18 protein-coding genes are annotated in these 17,104 nt (G+C 70.8%); 8 read left to right on the forward strand and 10 right to left on the reverse strand.

From position 1 onward, the window contains the following. Nucleotides 1-2: 2 nt before the first annotated feature. From trpS to DEJ23_RS03960, 4 genes are all read right to left on the reverse strand, one after another. On the reverse strand, nt 3-1,013 hold the full coding sequence (gene trpS / locus DEJ23_RS03945; RefSeq protein WP_111238941.1) for a tryptophan--tRNA ligase: 1,011 nt from the start codon (nt 1,011-1,013) through the stop codon (nt 3-5). 52 nt (nt 1,014-1,065) lie between these two features. Continuing rightward, nucleotides 1,066-1,908, reverse strand: a complete 843-nt coding sequence (locus DEJ23_RS03950) for an exodeoxyribonuclease III (protein ID WP_111239049.1) — start codon at nt 1,906-1,908, stop codon at nt 1,066-1,068. Between the two features lie 276 nt (nt 1,909-2,184). Further along, nucleotides 2,185-2,457, reverse strand: coding sequence for an HPr family phosphocarrier protein (locus DEJ23_RS03955; RefSeq protein WP_111238942.1), 273 nt, complete (start codon nt 2,455-2,457; stop codon nt 2,185-2,187). Nucleotides 2,458-2,531: 74 nt separating this feature from the next. Beyond that, on the reverse strand, nt 2,532-3,302 hold the full coding sequence (locus tag DEJ23_RS03960) for a DeoR/GlpR family DNA-binding transcription regulator (protein ID WP_111238943.1): 771 nt from the start codon (nt 3,300-3,302) through the stop codon (nt 2,532-2,534). A 269-nt stretch (nt 3,303-3,571) separates the two neighbouring features. On the opposite strand from DEJ23_RS03960, the gene ptsP reads away from it, so the two are divergent. From ptsP to DEJ23_RS04000, 8 genes are all read left to right on the forward strand, one after another. Beyond that, nucleotides 3,572-5,227, forward strand: a complete 1,656-nt coding sequence (ptsP, locus tag DEJ23_RS03965; protein WP_111238944.1) for a phosphoenolpyruvate--protein phosphotransferase — start codon at nt 3,572-3,574, stop codon at nt 5,225-5,227. A 91-nt stretch (nt 5,228-5,318) separates the two neighbouring features. Continuing rightward, nucleotides 5,319-6,872, forward strand: a complete 1,554-nt coding sequence (locus DEJ23_RS03970) for a PTS mannitol transporter subunit IICB (RefSeq protein WP_111238945.1) — start codon at nt 5,319-5,321, stop codon at nt 6,870-6,872. A gap of 76 nt (nt 6,873-6,948) precedes the next feature. Then, nucleotides 6,949-7,386 (forward strand): PTS sugar transporter subunit IIA, encoded by a 438-nt coding sequence (locus tag DEJ23_RS03975; RefSeq protein WP_111238946.1) that lies wholly within the window; start codon nt 6,949-6,951, stop codon nt 7,384-7,386. Next, nucleotides 7,383-8,537 (forward strand): mannitol-1-phosphate 5-dehydrogenase, encoded by a 1,155-nt coding sequence (locus DEJ23_RS03980; RefSeq protein WP_111238947.1) that lies wholly within the window; start codon nt 7,383-7,385, stop codon nt 8,535-8,537. The genes DEJ23_RS03975 and DEJ23_RS03980 overlap by 4 nt, the downstream gene beginning before the upstream one ends. Nucleotides 8,538-8,757: 220 nt before the next feature. Next, nucleotides 8,758-9,690, forward strand: a complete 933-nt coding sequence (locus DEJ23_RS03985) for an NADP-dependent oxidoreductase (protein ID WP_111238948.1) — start codon at nt 8,758-8,760, stop codon at nt 9,688-9,690. 446 nt (nt 9,691-10,136) lie between these two features. Next, nucleotides 10,137-10,298 carry a DUF805 domain-containing protein gene (locus tag DEJ23_RS16060; protein ID WP_375342260.1) on the forward strand — a complete coding sequence of 54 codons (162 nt, stop codon included), beginning with the start codon at nt 10,137-10,139 and terminating at the stop codon, nt 10,296-10,298. Next, on the forward strand, nt 10,295-10,969 hold the full coding sequence (locus DEJ23_RS03995) for a DUF805 domain-containing protein (RefSeq protein WP_111238949.1): 675 nt from the start codon (nt 10,295-10,297) through the stop codon (nt 10,967-10,969). The genes DEJ23_RS16060 and DEJ23_RS03995 overlap by 4 nt, the downstream gene beginning before the upstream one ends. A gap of 142 nt (nt 10,970-11,111) precedes the next feature. Next, nucleotides 11,112-11,387 (forward strand): DUF4190 domain-containing protein, encoded by a 276-nt coding sequence (locus DEJ23_RS04000; RefSeq protein ID WP_111238950.1) that lies wholly within the window; start codon nt 11,112-11,114, stop codon nt 11,385-11,387. Between the two features lie 73 nt (nt 11,388-11,460). Here the strand turns inward: DEJ23_RS04000 and DEJ23_RS04005 are convergent, their stop codons facing one another. The 6 genes from DEJ23_RS04005 to DEJ23_RS04030 all read right to left on the reverse strand — a co-directional run bounded on the left by DEJ23_RS04005 (nt 11,461) and on the right by DEJ23_RS04030 (nt 17,073). Further along, nucleotides 11,461-12,105: a TNT domain-containing protein gene (locus tag DEJ23_RS04005; protein ID WP_111238951.1), complete on the reverse strand. Its 645-nt coding sequence runs from the start codon at nt 12,103-12,105 to the stop codon at nt 11,461-11,463. A gap of 70 nt (nt 12,106-12,175) precedes the next feature. Then, the gene (locus DEJ23_RS04010) at nt 12,176-12,949 is read right to left on the reverse strand and encodes a succinate dehydrogenase iron-sulfur subunit (protein WP_058728874.1); all 774 of its coding nucleotides are present in this window, start codon (nt 12,947-12,949) and stop codon (nt 12,176-12,178) included. Beyond that, nucleotides 12,949-14,742, reverse strand: coding sequence for a succinate dehydrogenase flavoprotein subunit (sdhA, locus tag DEJ23_RS04015; protein ID WP_111238952.1), 1,794 nt, complete (start codon nt 14,740-14,742; stop codon nt 12,949-12,951). Before sdhA ends, DEJ23_RS04010 begins: the two co-directional genes overlap by 1 nt. Nucleotides 14,743-14,839: 97 nt before the next feature. Further along, on the reverse strand, nt 14,840-15,286 hold the full coding sequence (gene sdhD / locus DEJ23_RS04020; RefSeq protein ID WP_111238953.1) for a succinate dehydrogenase, hydrophobic membrane anchor protein: 447 nt from the start codon (nt 15,284-15,286) through the stop codon (nt 14,840-14,842). A gap of 20 nt (nt 15,287-15,306) precedes the next feature. Further along, nucleotides 15,307-15,756: a succinate dehydrogenase, cytochrome b556 subunit gene (gene sdhC, locus DEJ23_RS04025; protein ID WP_111238954.1), complete on the reverse strand. Its 450-nt coding sequence runs from the start codon at nt 15,754-15,756 to the stop codon at nt 15,307-15,309. A gap of 78 nt (nt 15,757-15,834) precedes the next feature. Next, nucleotides 15,835-17,073 (reverse strand): glycosyltransferase family 1 protein, encoded by a 1,239-nt coding sequence (locus DEJ23_RS04030; RefSeq protein ID WP_258375239.1) that lies wholly within the window; start codon nt 17,071-17,073, stop codon nt 15,835-15,837. Between the last annotated feature and the right edge of the window lie 31 nt (nt 17,074-17,104).

Here is a 17,104-nt window from a genome sequence, read left to right on the forward strand (position 1 = left end):
GGTCAGCCGCGGGCGCGGGGCACGAAACCGATCCGGTCGTACACGCGGGCGAGGGTCGCCTGCGCGATCGACTCGGCACGCTCGGCCCCGACGGCGAGCAGCCGGTCGAGCTCGGCTGGGTCGTCGAGCAGCTCGAGCGTCCGGGCGCGCACCGGCTCGAGCTCGGCCACGACGGCGCCGGCCACGGCGCCCTTGAGGTCGCCGTAGCCCTTCCCGACGAACTGCTCCTCGAGCGACGCGACCGGGGTCCGCGTGAACGCCGACAGGATCGCGAGCAGGTTCGTCACACCGGGCTTCGCCTGGCGGTCCGCCCGGATCTCGCGCTCGGTGTCGGTGACGGCCGAGCGGATCTTCTTCGCGGTGCGCTTCGGGTCGTCGAGCAGGCGGATGAGGCCGTTGTCGGACGCCGCGGACTTGCTCATCTTGCTCGTCGGGTCCTGCAGGTCGTAGATGCGTGCGGTCTCGGTGCCGATCTGCGCCTTCGGCACGACGAAGGTGTCGCCGAACCGCGAGTTGAACCGGGTGGCCAGGTCGCGCGTCAGCTCGACGTGCTGCCGCTGGTCGTCACCGACCGGCACGACGGCGGTGTCGTAGAGCAGGATGTCCGCGGCCATGAGGATCGGGTACGTGAAGAGCCCGACCGACGCCGCCTCGGCGCCCTGGCGTGCCGACTTGTCCTTGAACTGGGTCATCCGGCTCGCCTCGCCGAAGCCGGTCAGCGTGTTGAGCACCCAGGCGAGCTCGGCGTGCGCGGGGACGTGGGACTGCACGAAGAGCGTCGACTTGGTCGGGTCGATGCCGGAGGCGATGTACTGCGCGGCGGTCGCCCGGGTGCTCGCACGGAGCTCGGACGGGTCCTGCGGCGAGGTGATCGCGTGCATGTCGACGACGCAGTAGATGGCGTCGTGGTCGTCCTGCAGGTCGCGCCACTGCATGAGCGCCCCGACGTAGTTGCCGAGGTGGAGGGACCCGGCCGAGGGCTGGATGCCGGAGAAGATGCGCGTCTTGGTCATGGTGGTGTCCTGGTCGTGCGGTGCGGTGCGGTGCGGTGTGGTGGAGGGCTGGTCAGAGCTCGTAGTCGACGACCACGGGGGCGTGGTCAGACCATCGCTGGTCGTAGGCCGCGGCGCGGTCGACCGTGTACTCCGTGACCTTGGCCGCGAGCTCCGGCGTGGCGACCTGGTAGTCGATGCGCCAGCCGGTGTCGTTGTCGAAGGCCTGTCCGCGCCACGACCACCACGTGTAGGGGCCGTCGACGTCACCGGCCTGGTCACGCCCGACGTCGACCCAGCCGAGGCCCGGTCCGGTCGACCCGTCCGCGCCCTCGACCTGCTCGCCGTCGGCACCGAAGAACCGCGAGAAGTAGGCACGCTCGCGCGGCAGGAAGCCCGCGCGCTTGACGTTGCCCTTCCAGTTCTTGATGTCGCGCTGGTCGTGCCCGACGTTCAGGTCGCCGACGACGACCGCGAGCGGGTTGTGCGCGCGGAGGGCGGGCAGCCGCTCGGTCATCGCGTCGAGGAACTTCCACTTCTCGTCCTGCTTTGGGGTGTCGACCTCGCCCGAGTGGACGTAGCAGGACACGACCGTGACGGTGGTGCCGTCGAGCTCGTAGTCGGCTTCGATCCAGCGGCCGGCCGAGTCGAAGTCGGACGGCCCGAGCTCGACGCGGTGGATGTGCGCGCGGTGCCGCGAGGCGATCGCGACCCCCGCGCGGCCCTTCGCCGTCGCGGGGTCGTGCACGATGTCCCACTCGTCGCCGAGCAGCCCGGCCAGGTCGTCGGTCGAGGCACGCACCTCCTGCAGGGCCAGCACGTCGACGTCGCGGGTGTCGAGCCAGTCGCCCATGCCCTTCCGGAACGCGGCGCGGACGCCGTTCACGTTGACGGATGCGAGGCGCAGGCGTGTCATGCCGACCACCCTACCGACGCTCGCCGACGGGTCCGACGCGGCAGTGCCGTGCTGTTCCGAGGTCGGTGGAGCAGCAACTGTCGGGTGCGGGCCGGCGGCCCGACGTCTTCTGCTCCACGACGGCCGTGGCCGCCCGCTACGACGGACGGGAGGCACGGTGCCAGCTGGCACCCCTCCCTCGCAGGCTCGGTCGGCGCGGCCCGCGTGATGCTGGCGCGTCACCGCTGAGCGGGCCGCGCCCGTCCGTCAGCGGGTCGCGCGACGCGACCGGTGCGCTCAGGCCGCGTCGTGGTCCGTCTGCAGGAACTCGACCAGGCTGTCGGCGGTCGTCTCGGCGTCGTCGCCGCTCACCGTCAGCGTGACCTCGTCGCCGTTCTCGATGCCGAGCCCGAGGAGCGCGAGGATGCTGCCCGCGTTGCCGGACTTGTCACCCTTGGCGATCGTCACCTGGTGGCCGGACGCCGTGACGGTCTGGACGAAGAGGGACGCGGGGCGGGCGTGCAGACCGGACGCGCTGGCGACGGTGACGGTGCGGGTGGCTTCGGACATCGATGGACTCCTGTCGACGGGTGGTGCGCTCATGCTAGCGAGCGCGTGGTGGGCGGTTCCGGGGACGGCGGCGGTCAGTCGCGACCGGGCCAGAGGACCTCGGTGCCGGCGGCCTCGACCTCGCGCACGAGGTCGGCGTTGACGCCGGGGTCGGTGATGATCGTGTCGATCGCGGCGAGCGGCGCGACGCGTCCGAACTCCTCGCGACCGAACTTCGTGTGGTCGGCGAGCAGGATGCTCCGGCGCGCGGACTTGATCATCGCGCTCTTCACGGCGGCCTCGGCCATGTTGTGCGTCGTCAGGCCGCGCTCCGGTGTGATGCCGTTGATGCTGAGGAAGGCGACGTCGACACTGACCATGCCGATGAGCTGGTGCGTCCACGTACCGACCCCGGCGAGCGAGTCGCTCCGGATGTTGCCACCGAGCAGGTGCAGGTCGATGCCGGCACGGTTGGCGACGGCCATGGCCACGGGCAGTGAGTGGGTCACGACGGTCAGGCCGCGGTCGGTGGGGAGCATCTCGGCCAGGCAGATCGTCGAGGTCCCCGCGTCGATCATGACCGAGCCGTTCTCCGGCAGCTCGGCCAGCGCGGCCTCGGCGATCACCATCTTCTCCGCCTGGTTGATGCCACCGCGGTCGCCGACGCCGGGGTGCAGCGTGATGCGCTCAACGGGGATCGCGCCACCGTGCGCCCGTCGGACGAGACCGCGGCGTTCGAGGCTCGTCAGGTCGCGACGGATGGTCTCCGGGGTCACCTCGAGGAGCTCGGCGAGGTCCTTGACGTCGACGCGGCCCTGCGCGCGGGCACGCTCGACGATGCGCTGGTGGCGCTCTGGTGCGTACATCGGACCTCGTCGTCTCGGGTCGGACCGGGTCGGGGCGGTCGGGGCAGAACGGACATGCTCGGGCGCGATCGCGGCGGATCTGTCCGGATCAGTTGGTCCGTCAGACGCAAACGGGCATCTGTTTCTGCATTTTTATCCCCGGATGTGTTTGTTTGTCAACGCGGATCGGGGTATGGTGCTGCCAAGCCGCACGGGCGTGGTCCGTCCGTGCCGCTGCGCACCGAACGAACCACCCCCACCGTCAGCGCGTGGAGATGAAGGAGTCTCGAATGTCCGAACTGCTCGGCACCGGCGTCGGCCGTGGCGTCGCCAACGGCCCCGTGCTCCGCATGGCGGACCCGCTCGGTGAGCCGTCGAAGGACGCGCTGACCGGCACGGCGGACGAGGCGAAGCAGGCGGTGGCCGAGGCGCTGGCCGCGGTGGCGCAGGACCTCACCGCGCGCGGGCAGCTCGCCGGCGGCGACGCCCAGGCTGTGCTCGAGGCCCAGGCGCTCATGGCGAAGGACCCGACCCTCCTCGACGACGTGCACGCCCGCATCGACGGCGGCACCAACGCCGAGCGCGCGGTGTTCGAGGCGTTCAACCAGTTCCGCGACCTGCTCGTCGGCATGGGCGGCTACATGGGGGAGCGCGCCGCCGACCTCGACGACGTGGCCCAGCGCATCATCGCGAAGCTCCGCGGCGTCCCCGTGCCGGGCGTGCCCGAATCGGCCACCCCGTTCGTGCTCGTCGCGCGTGACCTCGCCCCGGCGGACACCGCGCTGCTCGACCTCGACAAGGTGCTCGCGCTCATCACCCGCGACGGCGGCCCCACCTCGCACACCGCGATCCTCGCCCGCGCCAAGGGCATCACCGCGATCGTCGGTGTCACCGGCGCGGACGACCTCGCCGACGGCACCGTCGTCGTCGTCGACGCAGCCGCGGGCACCGTCGTCACGGACCCCTCGGCCGAGCTCGTCGCCGACGTGGAGCGTCGCATCGCCGAGCGCCTCGCCGCCGCAGCGGCGCCGCTCACCGCCGGCGCGCTCGCCGACGGCCACACCGTCCCGCTGCTCGCGAACCTCGGCAGCCCCGCCGACGCCGCGGGCGCCGTTGCTCTCGGTGCGGAGGGCGTGGGGCTCTTCCGCACCGAGTTCCTCTTCCTCGACTCGCCCACGGCACCCACCGTCGAGCAGCAGACCGAGTCGTACCGCCAGCTGCTCGAGGCCTTCCCCGGCAAGAAGGTCGTCGTGCGGGCCCTCGACGCCGGTGCCGACAAGCCGCTGCCGTTCCTCACCGACAAGGACGAGGAGAACCCGGCGCTCGGCCGTCGCGGTCTGCGGGCCCTCCGCAACCACGAGGAGGTCCTGCGCGACCAGCTCACGGCGCTCGCGCAGGCGGACGCCGCGACCGAGGCCGACCTCTGGGTGATGGCCCCGATGGTCGCCGACGCCGAGGAGACCGAGTACTTCGTCACCCTGGCCCGCGAACTCGGCATCCGCACCGCCGGCGTCATGGCCGAGGTGCCCTCGCTCGCGCTCATGGCCGAACAGGTCTTCGCGAACGCCGACTTCGTGTCCATCGGCACGAACGACCTGACCCAGTACACGATGGCCGCCGACCGCATGCTCGGGACCGTCGCGTCGTACCAGGACCCGTGGCACCCCGCCGTCCTGCGCCTCGTCGCCCAGCTCGGCGCGGCCGGAGCCGAGGCGGGCAAGGCCGTCGGCATCTGCGGCGAGGCCGCGGCCGACCCGCTGCTCGCCGTCGTGCTCGTCGGCCTCGGCGCCACCACCCTGTCCATGACCCCCGCGGCCCTCGCCGACGTGCGCGCCGAACTCGGCCAGCACACGCTCGAGCAGGCCCGCGAGATGGCGAAGGCGGCACTCGCCGCGAGCACCGCGGCGGCTGCCAAGACCGCCGCGGCAGCTGCGCACGCCGCCTAGCCGCAGCACCACAGCAGCACCCAACCCACCAGCACCACAGCAGCACCGAACACCCCCTCCACCACTGCAGCACTCACAGAAAGCCAGGCACATGACAACGTCGTCCGTTGCAGCGCCCGACGCTCCCGCGAAGTCGCGGGGCGGCGCACGCGTCGCCGTCCAGAAGTTCGGCACGTTCCTCTCCGGCATGGTGATGCCCAACATCGCGATCTTCATCGCGTGGGGCCTCATCACCGCCTTCTTCATCGAGACCGGCTGGACGCCCGTGGGCATCCTCGGCGGCTTCGGCGAGACGGACGGCGTGGCGAACGTCGGTCTCGTCGGCCCGATCCTGACCTACCTCATCCCGCTCGCGATCGCGTTCCAGGGCGGCCGGATGGTCTACGAGACCCGCGGTGCGGTCGTCGGCGCGATCATGGCCATGGGCGTCATCCTCGGCGCCGCCGGCACCGTGATGATCCTCGGTGCGATGATCTGCGGCCCGCTCGGCGCCTACCTCATCAAGCAGCTCGACCGCATCTGGGACGGCAAGATCAAGCCCGGCTTCGAGATGCTCGTCAACAACTACTCGGCCGGTATCCTCGGCTTCGGTCTGGCGCTGGCCGGGTTCTTCTGGCTCGCCCCGGTCTTCAAGGCCATCGCCGAGGGCCTCGGCGTCGCGGTGGAGTTCCTCGTCAACAACTCGCTCCTGCCGCTCGCCAGCGTCATCATCGAGCCGGCGAAGGTGTTCTTCCTCAACAACGCCATCAACCACGGCGTGCTCTCGCAGCTCGGCGCGCAGCAGGTCGAGGAGTCGGGCAAGTCCATCCTGTTCCTGCTCGAGGCGAACCCCGGCCCGGGTCTCGGCATCCTGCTCGCCTTCACCTTCTTCGGTGTCGGCATCGCCCGCTCGACCGCGCCGGGCGCGATCCTCATCCAGTTCTTCGGCGGCATCCACGAGATCTACTTCCCGTACGTGCTGCAGAAGCCGGTCCTGTTCCTCGCGGTCATCCTCGGTGGTGCCACCGGCGTCGCGACGAACGTGGCGTTCCAGTCCGGCCTCGTCGCCCCGGCCTCCCCGGGGTCGATCTTCGCGGTGCTCACCGCGACGGCGAAGGACAGCTACGTCGGCGTCATCCTCTCGGTGATCCTGTCCGCTGCGGTCTCGTTCGCGGTGGCGTCCTTCTTCCTGCTCGCCAGCCGCAAGCGTGACCTGGCGAACGGCGGTGGCGACATGACCGCCGCGATGGCGAAGCTCCAGGCGAACAAGGGCCGCGAGGCCAACGCCGCGACCGCCGGCCTGCTCGGCAACAACTCCCCGGCCAACGAGGAGGAGGCCGAGGCCTCGCTCGGCGGGGTCGGTTCCGGCACCGCCACGGCGACGCGCGTCGAGAACGTCGTCTTCGCCTGCGACGCCGGCATGGGCTCGAGCGCCATGGGCGCCAGTGTCCTGCGCAACAAGGTCAAGAAGGCGGGCATCGAGGGCGTCACGGTCGTCAACAAGGCGATCGCGAACCTCGACGGCACCGAGGACCTGATCATCACGCAGGAGGAGCTGACGGACCGCGCACGGCAGAAGAACCCGAACGCGCAGCACGTGTCGGTCGGCAACTTCATGAACGCGCCGCAGTACGACCAGGTCGTCGACCAGCTCAAGAACCAGTAACGAAGTGCAGTATCGGAGGGGGTGGACCACGGTCCGCCCCCTCCACCACGTCCTCGATCAGCAAGGAGAACCCCCGATGCCCGTCCTGCAGGAGAGCCAGATCCGCATCCACACCGAGGACACCGCCCCGACCAAGTCGGAGGCGATGAAGGAGGCGGCCGAGATCCTCGAGGCTGCAGGCGCGGTCACGGCGGACTACTACCCGGCCATGCTCGAGCGCGAGAAGAGCGTCTCCACCTACATGGGGAACTTCCTCGCGATCCCGCACGGCACCAACGACGCGAAGGACGCCATCAAGTCCTCGGCGCTGTCGTTCATCCGCTACGCCACGCCCATCGACTGGGACGGCAACCCCGTGCGCTTCGTCGTCGGCATCGCCGGCGTGAACAACGAGCACCTCGACATCCTGTCGAAGATCGCGATCGTGTTCTCCGACGAGGACGAGGTCCAGAAGCTCACCGACGCGGCGGACACCGCCGCGATCCTGTCGATCCTCGGCGAGGTCAACGAGTGACCGGGACCGCCGTCCACTTCGGCGCCGGCAACATCGGGCGCGGCTTCGTCGGGCTCCTGCTCCACGAAGCCGGCTACGAGGTCGTCTTCGCCGACGTCGCCGCCCCGCTCATCGACGCGCTCTCGGCCGCCGACTCGTACACGGTGCACGAGGTCGGCGCCGGCGCGCAGGACCACGAGGTCACGGGCTTCCGTGCCGTGAACAGCGCGCAGGACGAGGCCGGCGTGATCGCCGAGGTCGCCGCCGCCGACGTCGTCACGTGCGCCGTCGGTCCGACGGTCCTGAAGTTCATCGCCCCGGTCATCGCGGCCGCGCTCCGGCAGCGTGACGCCGACGCCGCGCCGCTCGCGGTCATGGCGTGCGAGAACGCCATCAACGCCACCGACCGGCTCCGCGAGTTCATCGTCGACGCCCTGCCCGCCGAGGACCGCGACGCGGCGCTCGCCAAGGCGGTCTTCGCGAACACCGCGGTCGACCGGATCGTCCCGGCCCAGCCCGAGGGTGCCGGTCTCGACGTCACCGTCGAGACCTACTACGAGTGGGCCATCGACCGCACCCCGTTCGGCGGGAACGAGCCGGAGATCCCCGGTGCGCACTACGTCGACGGCCTCGCCGCCTCGATCGAGCGCAAGCTGTTCACGGTGAACACCGGGCACGCGACCGTCGCGTACCACGGCTTCCTCGCCGGGGCGGACAAGATCTCGGACGCCATCGCGATCCCTGCCGTGCGGTCCGAGCTCGAGTCGGTGCTCGCCGAGACGAGCGACCTGCTCGTCCGTCGCCACGAGCTCGACCCCGAGGTGCACCGCTCGTACGTGCAGGCGATCATCGGCCGGTTCGAGAACCCGCACCTGCCCGACACGGTGACCCGCGTCGGTCGTCAGCCGCTGCGGAAGCTGTCGCGCGACGAGCGCTTCGTCTCGCCGGCCGCCGCCCTCGCCGAGGACGGCACCGAGCCGACCGCGCTGCTCGACGCGATGGGTGCCGCGCTGCGCTTCGACGTCGTGGACGACGAGCAGAGCGTGGAGCTGCAGCAGCTGCTGCGTTCCGACCGGTCGGACGCCGACGTGGCGACCGAGATCACCGGGCTGGGTGCGGAGCACCCGCTGCACGCGGCGTTCGCCGACCGGGTGCGCGCAGCCCGCAGCTGACGCGACCAGAGGACGGACGGGAGGCGCGGTGCCGGTTGGCACCGCGCCTCCCGTCCGTTGTGGGGGCGGGCCGCCCTCGAGACGCCGCGCTCCCGGCGAGACGCGGTCAGATATCGCGGTGTCTCGCCGACCAAGGGGCGTCTCGACGAGCGGCCGGCGTCGCGCCGCGGTGCTGGCCCGACCTGGGGACCGGCGCCGCCGACGGCGTACCGTCCACCCCATGACGAAGCACTGGGTCGCCTCACGGTTCGGCGGCAGCGAGGTCCTCGAGTACGTCGACACCCAGGTGCCCGCGCCCGACGGCGGACAGGTCACGATCGACGTCCGCGCCGCCGGCATGAACCCCGCCGACACGAAGCACACCCGGCAGGGCGACCCCGCCGACCTGCCGATCCCGGTCGGGTACGAGGTGTCCGGCGTGATCAGCGCGATCGGCCCGGACACCGAGATCGCCTCCGGCGGGGGAGCGGTCGGCGACGAGGTCCTCGCCTTCCGCGTCGAGGGCGGCTGGGCCGAGCGCATCACCGTTCCGGCCGCGGACGTCTTCGCCAAGCCCACTTCCCTCGACCACCCGCAGGCGGCGAACCTGTTGCTCGCCGGCACGACCGCCGCCGACATGATCCGCGTGACCCGCGCCGAGGGGCGTGACACGGTCCTGGTGCACGGGGCCTCCGGTGCGGTCGGCGTCGCCGTCCTCCAGCTGCTCCGCCCGCTCGGCACCCGTGTGATCGGCACCGCCTCCGAGCGCAACGCCGAGACCGTCCGTCACTTCGGCGGCGAGTGGGTCGCGTACGGCGACGGTCTGGAGGCGCGCATCCGTGACCTCGCACCCTCCGGCATCGACGTGGCCCTGGACTGCGTCGGCACGGACGAGGCGGTCGACGTCTCGCTGGCACTCGTGGCCGACCGCTCGCGCATCGTCACGATCGCGGCCTTCGGCCGCGCGCAGCAGGACGGCTTCCCTGCGGTCGGCGGCAGTCAGCCCGAGAGCCAGGCCTTCCGCGACTCCGTGCGGCAGCGGCTGATCGACCTCGCGGCGGCGGGGCAGCTCGAGGTGCCCGTGGCGCGCACGTACCCCTTGTCCGAGGCGAAGGTCGCCGCCGAGGTCCTGGAGTCGCAGCACCCGGGAGGGAAGCTCGCGCTGCTGCCGTGATCCGCCCCGGTTCTGGTTGACTCGTGGCGTACGTCGCACGACCGAGACCACGAGGGGGAACACGTGAGCGACCACATCCAGTCCAGCCAGCCCTACCCGAGCGCGCCGCAGCAGCCGCACCCTCCGGCGGGCGGGGAACCACCGCGCTGGGCGCCGCGGTACGGAGCGTCCTTCGGGCAGGCGCTCGGCCGCTTCTTCGGCAAGTACGCGACGTTCTCCGGACGGGCGAGCCGCAGCGAGTACTGGTGGGCCTACCTGGTCGTGACAGTGGTGCCGGTCATCCTCGTGACCATCGCGCTCGTCCACCGCTTCTCGACCATCCAGTACGACACCGTCGACTTCGGCGACGGTCAGGTCTACCGGACCTCGAACGCACCGAGTCCGCTCTTCTGGGTGCTCATGACGCTGCCGGCGCTCTGCCGGCGCTCTGGTGGCTCGCGACGATCGTGCCGACGCTCGCACTGGGCTGGCGCCGGCTGCACGATGCCAACCTGCCCGGTGCGTTGTACCTCATCGCGCTCGTCGTCGGCATCGTCGGGATCGTGTTCGGGCTGCTGCCGTCCAATCCGGAGGGTGCGCGGTACGACCGACCGGAGAGCGGACGATGACGAACGACCAGACGCCGCTGTGGGGGCAGCCGGAGCACCCCGGCACCCCAGACCAGCAGTCACAGCAGCATGGGCAGCCGTACGGGCAGCAGCAGCCGGACGCGCAGCAGCAGCCGTACCCGCAGTTCGTCCCGACCGCGCCGATCCCGCGCGACGCCAGCGGCGCACCGCCCCTCTGGGCGCCCTGGTACGGCGTCGGGTTCCTCGACGCGTTCACGCGGTTCTGGAAGAAGTACGCCCGGTTCGACGGCCGCGCCAGCCGGAGCGAGTTCTGGTACTGGATCCTCGCCAACGCGATTGTCACGGTGATCCTGGTCGGTGGGTACACCGCCGGCATGATCGCGTGGGTGGCCTCGTCCACCACTGTCGACGAGTACGGCCGGTCGTCGTCCAACGGTTCGTTCCCCGTCGTCGGCGTCCTGTTCCTCGGCCTGTTCGTCCTGTGGTGGCTCGCGACGATCGTCCCGACCTTCGCCCTGGGCTGGCGTCGCGTGCACGACGCGAACCTGGCAGGACCGTTCTGGCTCATCTCACTCGTGACCGGCATCGCCAGCATCGTGTTCGGCGTCCTGGAGTCGAACCCCGCCGGCGCGCAGTACGACCGTCCGGACGAGCGGCTCCGGGGTGTGGGAACACCGTTCGTGGACGACGGCACGGGGCCGAGAGGCTGAGGGACGGAGCACGGCGTGCGCTCCGTCCGAGTGGGCCGCTCGTGGTGTCCCGGACGCCGCGGCTGGCTACCGATATGTTGGTGGTGACCGGCCACCCGGACCGGCCTGCAGTACAGCACACACAGCTCCCGAGGGGGACCCCATGACCAACGCCCAGCCGTACCAGCCCGCCGCCCCGGCCACGGACCGCTACAACGTCCTCGCCATCGTCGGCTTCATCCTCGCCTTCGTGGTGAACATCGCCGGTCTGGTGGTGAGCATCATCGCTCTCGGGCAGGTCAAGCGCACGGGCGAGCGCGGCCGGGGGCTGGCGCTCGCCGGCGTCATCATCTCGGCGATCTCGCTGCTGTTCTCGGTCATCTCGATCATCGTCGTGATCGTGGCCGCGGGCAGCGCCGGCATGTCCAGCGGCTACTGAACCGCGTCACGCACCTGACGACGCAGAACGGCCCGCCCCTGTGGGGCGGGCCGTTCTGCGTGCTCGGGGCGGATCAGACCACGCGGAGGCGGACCAGCGAACCGTCCACGACCAGGTCGCGCACCGTGACGGACGGATCTGCCGTACGGAAGCGGAGCGCGCCTCCCGGCTGGTCGAACCAGGGCTGTACGAACGTGACCGTGACCAGGAACGGGCGGTCGACGACGTAGCGGTGCACCTCGGGTGCCGCGGCCACGTGCGGCGGCAGCGAGCGCTGGGGGAGCGGGGTGTCGAGCGGGTGCAGCAGGTACCCGTCCGGTCCGCCGACACGGTCGACCGGCACGCCGGCCGGGATCTGGATCGTCAGGCCGTCCGGGCCGGACTGCGCGACCTGCTGCGCGAGCTGCGGGTACGTCGACGCGGCACGGTCACGGAGCCCGTCGAGCTCGTGGCGGGGGATGTCCCGCGGTGCCGGGAACGCACGGTTGAGGAACCGGCGGAGCATCTCCACCGCGTCCTCCTCACCACGGGCGGCGGCGAGGCGTCGCGCGGTGCCGTAGTCGACGACCTCGAGCGCGAAGTCTCCGCGCGTCTCGGTCGGGACGATGCGGAGCGCGCCCTCGACGGGAGGCTCGGTGAGCGCCTCTCCGGGGAGCTGCACGTAGCGGGTCGTGTAGCCGAGCTGGTCGAGGATGGGGCGGGTCTCCGCGAACGTCATGGGCGCGAGCCTACCGGCCGCGACCGTGCTGTTCGCCGAGACACCGCCGCACGTCCGGCGGACGGGCGGATCACGCGCCGCCGCGCATGATCGCCTGCTTGACCTCGGAGATCGCCTTCGTCACCTGGATGCCGCGCGGGCAGGCGTCGGTGCAGTTGAAGGTCGTGCGGCAGCGCCACACGCCCTCCTTGTCGTTGAGGATGTCGAGCCGCACGTTCGAGGCGTCGTCGCGGGAGTCGAAGATGAACCGGTGCGCGTTCACGATCGCCGCCGGACCGAAGTACTGCCCGTCGGTCCAGAAGACCGGGCACGACGAGGTGCACGCGGCGCAGAGGATGCACTTCGTGGTGTCGTCGAACCGGGCACGGTCGGCGACCGACTGCACGCGCTCCTTGCCCTTCTCCGGCTTGCTGGACGCCTGCAGGAACGGCTGGACCTCGCGGTAGGACTGGAAGAACGGCTCCATGTCCACGACCAGGTCCTTCTCGAGCGGCAGGCCCTTGATCGCCTCGACGTAGATCGGCTTCGACACGTCCAGGTCCTTGATCAGGGTCTTGCAGGCCAGACGGTTGCGACCGTTGATGCGCATCGCGTCCGATCCGCACACGCCGTGCGCGCAGGAGCGGCGGAAGGTCAGCGATCCGTCCTGCTCCCACTTGATCTGGTGCAGCGCGTCGAGGATGCGGTCCGTCGGGAGCATCATCACGTCGAAGTCCTGCCAGCGCGGCTCGTCGTCGACGTCCGGGTCGAACCGGCGCACGATGATCGTGACCGGGAACGATCCGGGAGGGGCGCTCTGCACGGTGTCGGTGCGCGGGCTGTCGGAGACCAGGGTGTCGGTCATCAGTACTTCCTCTCCATCGGCTCGTACCGCGTCACGACGACGGGCTTCCAGTCGAGCGTGATGTGGTCGTCGGCGAGTGACGAGTGCGGGTCGCCCGTCAGGTACGCCATGGTGTGCTGCATGTAGTTCTCGTCGTCGCGCTTCGGGTAGTCGTCGCGCATGTGACCGCCGCGGCTCTCCTTGCGGTTCCGCGCGGAGAAGACGACGACCTCGGCCAGGTCGAGCAGGAAGCCGAGCTCGACGGCCTCGAGCAGGTCGGTGTTGAACCGCTTGCCCTTGTCCTGCACGGCCACGTTCAGGTACCGCTCGCGCAGCTGGTGGATCGTCTCGGTCATCTTCGCGAGGGACTCGTCGGTGCGGAACACCTGCGCGTTCTTGTCCATCTCGTCCTGCAGCTCCTTGCGCAGGACGGCGATGCGCTCGGTCCCGGTGGAGGCACGGAGCTGGTCGAGCATGCCGCGGACACCGGCCGCCGGGTCCTCCGGCAGGGGGAGGAACTCGGCGGTCTGCACCCACTCGGCGGCGTTGTTGCCGGAGCGCTTGCCGAAGACGTTGATGTCGAGCAGCGAGTTCGTGCCGAGGCGGTTCGAGCCGTGCACGGACACGCAGGCGCACTCGCCGGCGGCGTAGAGCCCGGGGACGACCGTGGTGTTGTCGTACAGGACCTCGGCGTTGGTGTTCGTCGGGATCCCGCCCATCGCGTAGTGCGCGGTCGGCATGACGGGCACCGGCTCGACGACCGGGTCGACGCCGAGGTAGGTGCGGGCGAACTCGGTGATGTCCGGCAGCTTCGTCTCCAGCACCTCGGCCCCGAGGTGGGTGCAGTCGAGCAGCACGTAGTCCTTGTTCGGGCCGGCACCGCGTCCCTCCGCCACCTCCTGCACCATGCAGCGGGCGACGATGTCGCGGGGCGCCAGGTCCTTGATCGTCGGCGCGTACCGCTCCATGAAGCGCTCACCCGAGGCGTTGCGGAGGATCGCGCCCTCACCGCGGGCGCCCTCGGTGAGCAGGATGCCGAGGCCGGCGAGGCCGGTCGGGTGGAACTGGAAGAACTCCATGTCCTCGAGCGGCAGGCCCTGGCGCCACACGATGCCGACGCCGTCGCCGGTCAGCGTGTGCGCGTTCGAGGTGGTCTTGTACATCTTGCCGAAGCCGCCGGTCGCGAAGATGACGGCCTTGGCGTGGAAGACGTGCAGCTCACCGGTCGCGAGCTCGTACGCCACGACCCCGGCGGGCTGCTGCCGGGTGACCCCGTCGTCACCCGTGACGTCGACCATGACGAGGTCGAGCGCGTAGAACTCGTTGTGGAACTCGACGCCGAGCTTCACGCAGTTCTGGAACAGCGTCTGCAGGATCATGTGTCCCGTGCGGTCCGCCGCGTAGCACGCCCGGCGGACGGGGGACTTGCCGTGGTCACGGGTGTGGCCACCGAAGCGTCGCTGGTCGATCTTGCCCTCGGGCGTCCGGTTGAACGGCAGGCCCATGTTCTCGAGGTCGATGACGGCGTCGATCGCCTCCTTCGCCAGGATCTCGGCGGCGTCCTGGTCGACCAGGTAGTCACCGCCCTTGATCGTGTCGAAGGTGTGCCACTCCCACGAGTCCTCCTCGACGTTCGCCAGGGCGGCGGCCATGCCGCCCTGGGCGGCGCCCGTGTGGGAGCGCGTCGGGTACAGCTTCGAGATGACGGCCGTCTTCGCCTTCGGGCCGGCTTCGATGGCGGCACGCATGCCGGCACCGCCCGCGCCGATGATGACGATGTCGTGCTGGTGGTGGTGGACGGTGGTCTCGCTCACTGGGGCCTTTCAGGGTGGGTCAGCGCGCCGGCGGGGTGGTCGCGGCGTGCCCGTGGGTCTCGTTGCGCGGTGCTCGTGGTCCGGCGTGACCGCGCTGCTACTGCGCGGGGCAGAACGACGGCAGGTCGGCTGCGGCGGCGCCGGCGGGGCACGGGTCGAACGTCCAGCAGACGAGCAGGCCGAGCACGATCAGCGCGACGCAGGCGATGAGCACCGCGAGCAGCAGGGTCTTCCGCACGCCGGGCTTGGCGACGTAGTCGTTGATGATCGTCCGCATGCCGTTCGAGCCGTGCACGAGGGCGAGGACGAGCATCAGGGAGTCCCAGATCTTCCAGAAGGGGTTCGCCCACTTGCCGGCGACGAAGGCGAAATCGATCTGCTTGACGCCCTCACCGGCGACCATGTTCACGAAGAGGTGGCCGAAGATCAGCACCACGAGCAGGACGCCCGAGGCGCGCATGTAGATCCACCCCCACTTCTCCCAGTTGGTGGTGCGGCGGGCTGCGGAGGCCGAACGGGGCGCCTCGACGGTCTGCGTGGTCATCTGCGTGTCCTTCCCTTCGCCTACTGGAAGTCCGCGACGAGGTTCATGAGCTGGCGGGGGAGGAACCCCGCGATGAGGACGGCCCACACGACCATCACGATCCAGAACATCGCGCGCTGGTACTTCGGGCCCTTCGACCAGAAGTCGACCAGGATGATCCGCAGCCCGTTGAGCGCGTGGAAGACGATCGCCATGACGAGCGCGATCTCACCGAGGTTCATGATCGGCGTCTTGTACGTACCGATGACGGCGTTGTAGGCCTCGGGGGACAGCCGCACGAGCGCGGTGTCGAGGACGTGCACGAGCAGGAAGAAGTAGATCGCGACACCGGTGATGCGGTGCAGCACCCACGACCACATGCCCGTGGAACCGCGGTAGAGGGTCCCCTCGAGCTTCCGGGAGGCGCGGGGCGCCTCGATCGTGACGCGCGGTTCGACAACCGTCGTCCCGCCTGCGGTCTGCTCGGCCATGAGCTCGCCCTCCCATAGGACGGGCTCGCCCGATCGGCGAGCCCTTGCCGTTCGTGTTCGTGTGGAACACGACCCATCCTATGCGCGTGCGCTGACGTTCTCGTCCCACCCGACACGGAGGCTGCGAGGAGCGGCCGGCGGAGCGCCGATCGTGCGGGCCGTCTCGTGGTGCGCCAGGAGCTGGTCGCCCACCGCCTCCCACGTCGTGCCCTCGACACGGAGCCGTCCTGCCGAACCCATGCGGGAGGCCGCCGCCGGGTCCTGGACGAGTCCGAGCACGGCACGACGGAGCCCCTGCGGCACGTCGGGGTCGTACAGTTCGCCGTCGAGCCCCGGGGCGACGAGGTCGACGGGACCGCCGGCAGCGGGGGCGACGACGGGCAGGCCGCTCGCGTGCGCCTCCTGCAGGGTCTGCCCGAAGGTCTCGGCCGGACCGGTGTGCACGAAGACGTCGAGCATCGCGTACGCGTCGGCGAGGGCCTCGCCGCGCAGCGGACCGGTGAAGGTCACGTCGAGGTGGCGCAACCGGCGCTCGAGGTACGCCCGCGACGGCCCGCCGCCGGCCACCACGAGCCGGATGCCGGGGACGCCGCCGAGCTCGGCGAGCCGTTCGACCTCCTTCTCCGGCGCGAGCCGCCCGACGTAGCCGACGATCGTCTCACCGGCCGGTGCGATCCTCCGACGTGCGGCACGGACGTGCGCGGACCGGCGACGGTCCGGGTGGAAGAGCACCGTGTCCACCCCCCGGCCCCAGCGGGCGACGCGCGGCACACCGTCCTCGGCGAGCATCGAGGCGGTCGCGCTCGACGGGGCGAGCGTGAGCGACGCCCCGGCGTGGATCCGTCCGAGGATCCTCCGCACCAGCGGGACGGTCGCGGTCAGGCCGTTGCGTCGGGCGAAGCCGGCCACGTCGGTCTGGAAGACCGCGACGGAGGGGATGCCGAGCCTCCCGGCCGCCGTGATGGCGCGACCGCCCAGCAGGAACGGGCTCGCCGCGTGCAGCAGGTCGGCACCGGAGGCGGCGAGGATCGTGTCCAGCACCGGGTGGGGGAGCGCCACGGGGAACTGCCGGTACGCGACCGCGGGCACCCGGTGCACGTCGAAGGAGCGGTAGCGCTCGACCTGGGTCTTCGACCGGAACTGCGCGAGTCCCGGGGTGTCCGGCGCGATGACGACCGCGCGGTGGCCACGGCGCTCCAGGTGGTCGAGGACCGCCAGGACGCTGGTGGTCACGCCGTTGAGGGTGGGCAGGAAGCTCTCGGTCACGACGGCGACGGTCCGCTGGGACGTGCCGCGCTCCACGCTGCGTGCGCTCATGGTGCTGCCCATGGTCCGCGCGCGCCGTGAC

The organism is Curtobacterium sp. MCSS17_008 (genome assembly GCF_003234185.1).
Taxonomy (GTDB): domain Bacteria; phylum Actinomycetota; class Actinomycetes; order Actinomycetales; family Microbacteriaceae; genus Curtobacterium.

Bases quoted from the DNA above. Each gene is read 5' to 3' on its own strand.
- trpS (WP_111238941.1), bottom strand. From the start codon at position 1,013: ATGACCAAGACGCGCATCTTCTCCGGCATCCAGCCCTCGGCCGGGTCC.
- DEJ23_RS03950 (WP_111239049.1), bottom strand. From the start codon at position 1,908: ATGACACGCCTGCGCCTCGCATCCGTCAACGTGAACGGCGTCCGCGCC.
- DEJ23_RS03955 (WP_111238942.1), bottom strand. From the start codon at position 2,457: ATGTCCGAAGCCACCCGCACCGTCACCGTCGCCAGCGCGTCCGGTCTG.
- DEJ23_RS03960 (WP_111238943.1), bottom strand. From the start codon at position 3,302: ATGTACGCACCAGAGCGCCACCAGCGCATCGTCGAGCGTGCCCGCGCG.
- ptsP (WP_111238944.1), top strand. From the start codon at position 3,572: ATGTCCGAACTGCTCGGCACCGGCGTCGGCCGTGGCGTCGCCAACGGC.
- DEJ23_RS03970 (WP_111238945.1), top strand. From the start codon at position 5,319: ATGACAACGTCGTCCGTTGCAGCGCCCGACGCTCCCGCGAAGTCGCGG.
- DEJ23_RS03975 (WP_111238946.1), top strand. From the start codon at position 6,949: ATGCCCGTCCTGCAGGAGAGCCAGATCCGCATCCACACCGAGGACACC.
- DEJ23_RS03985 (WP_111238948.1), top strand. From the start codon at position 8,758: ATGACGAAGCACTGGGTCGCCTCACGGTTCGGCGGCAGCGAGGTCCTC.
- DEJ23_RS03995 (WP_111238949.1), top strand. From the start codon at position 10,295: ATGACGAACGACCAGACGCCGCTGTGGGGGCAGCCGGAGCACCCCGGC.
- DEJ23_RS04000 (WP_111238950.1), top strand. From the start codon at position 11,112: ATGACCAACGCCCAGCCGTACCAGCCCGCCGCCCCGGCCACGGACCGC.
- DEJ23_RS04005 (WP_111238951.1), bottom strand. From the start codon at position 12,105: ATGACGTTCGCGGAGACCCGCCCCATCCTCGACCAGCTCGGCTACACG.
- DEJ23_RS04010 (WP_058728874.1), bottom strand. From the start codon at position 12,949: ATGACCGACACCCTGGTCTCCGACAGCCCGCGCACCGACACCGTGCAG.
- sdhD (WP_111238953.1), bottom strand. From the start codon at position 15,286: ATGACCACGCAGACCGTCGAGGCGCCCCGTTCGGCCTCCGCAGCCCGC.
- sdhC (WP_111238954.1), bottom strand. From the start codon at position 15,756: ATGGCCGAGCAGACCGCAGGCGGGACGACGGTTGTCGAACCGCGCGTC.
- DEJ23_RS04030 (WP_258375239.1), bottom strand. From the start codon at position 17,073: ATGAGCGCACGCAGCGTGGAGCGCGGCACGTCCCAGCGGACCGTCGCC.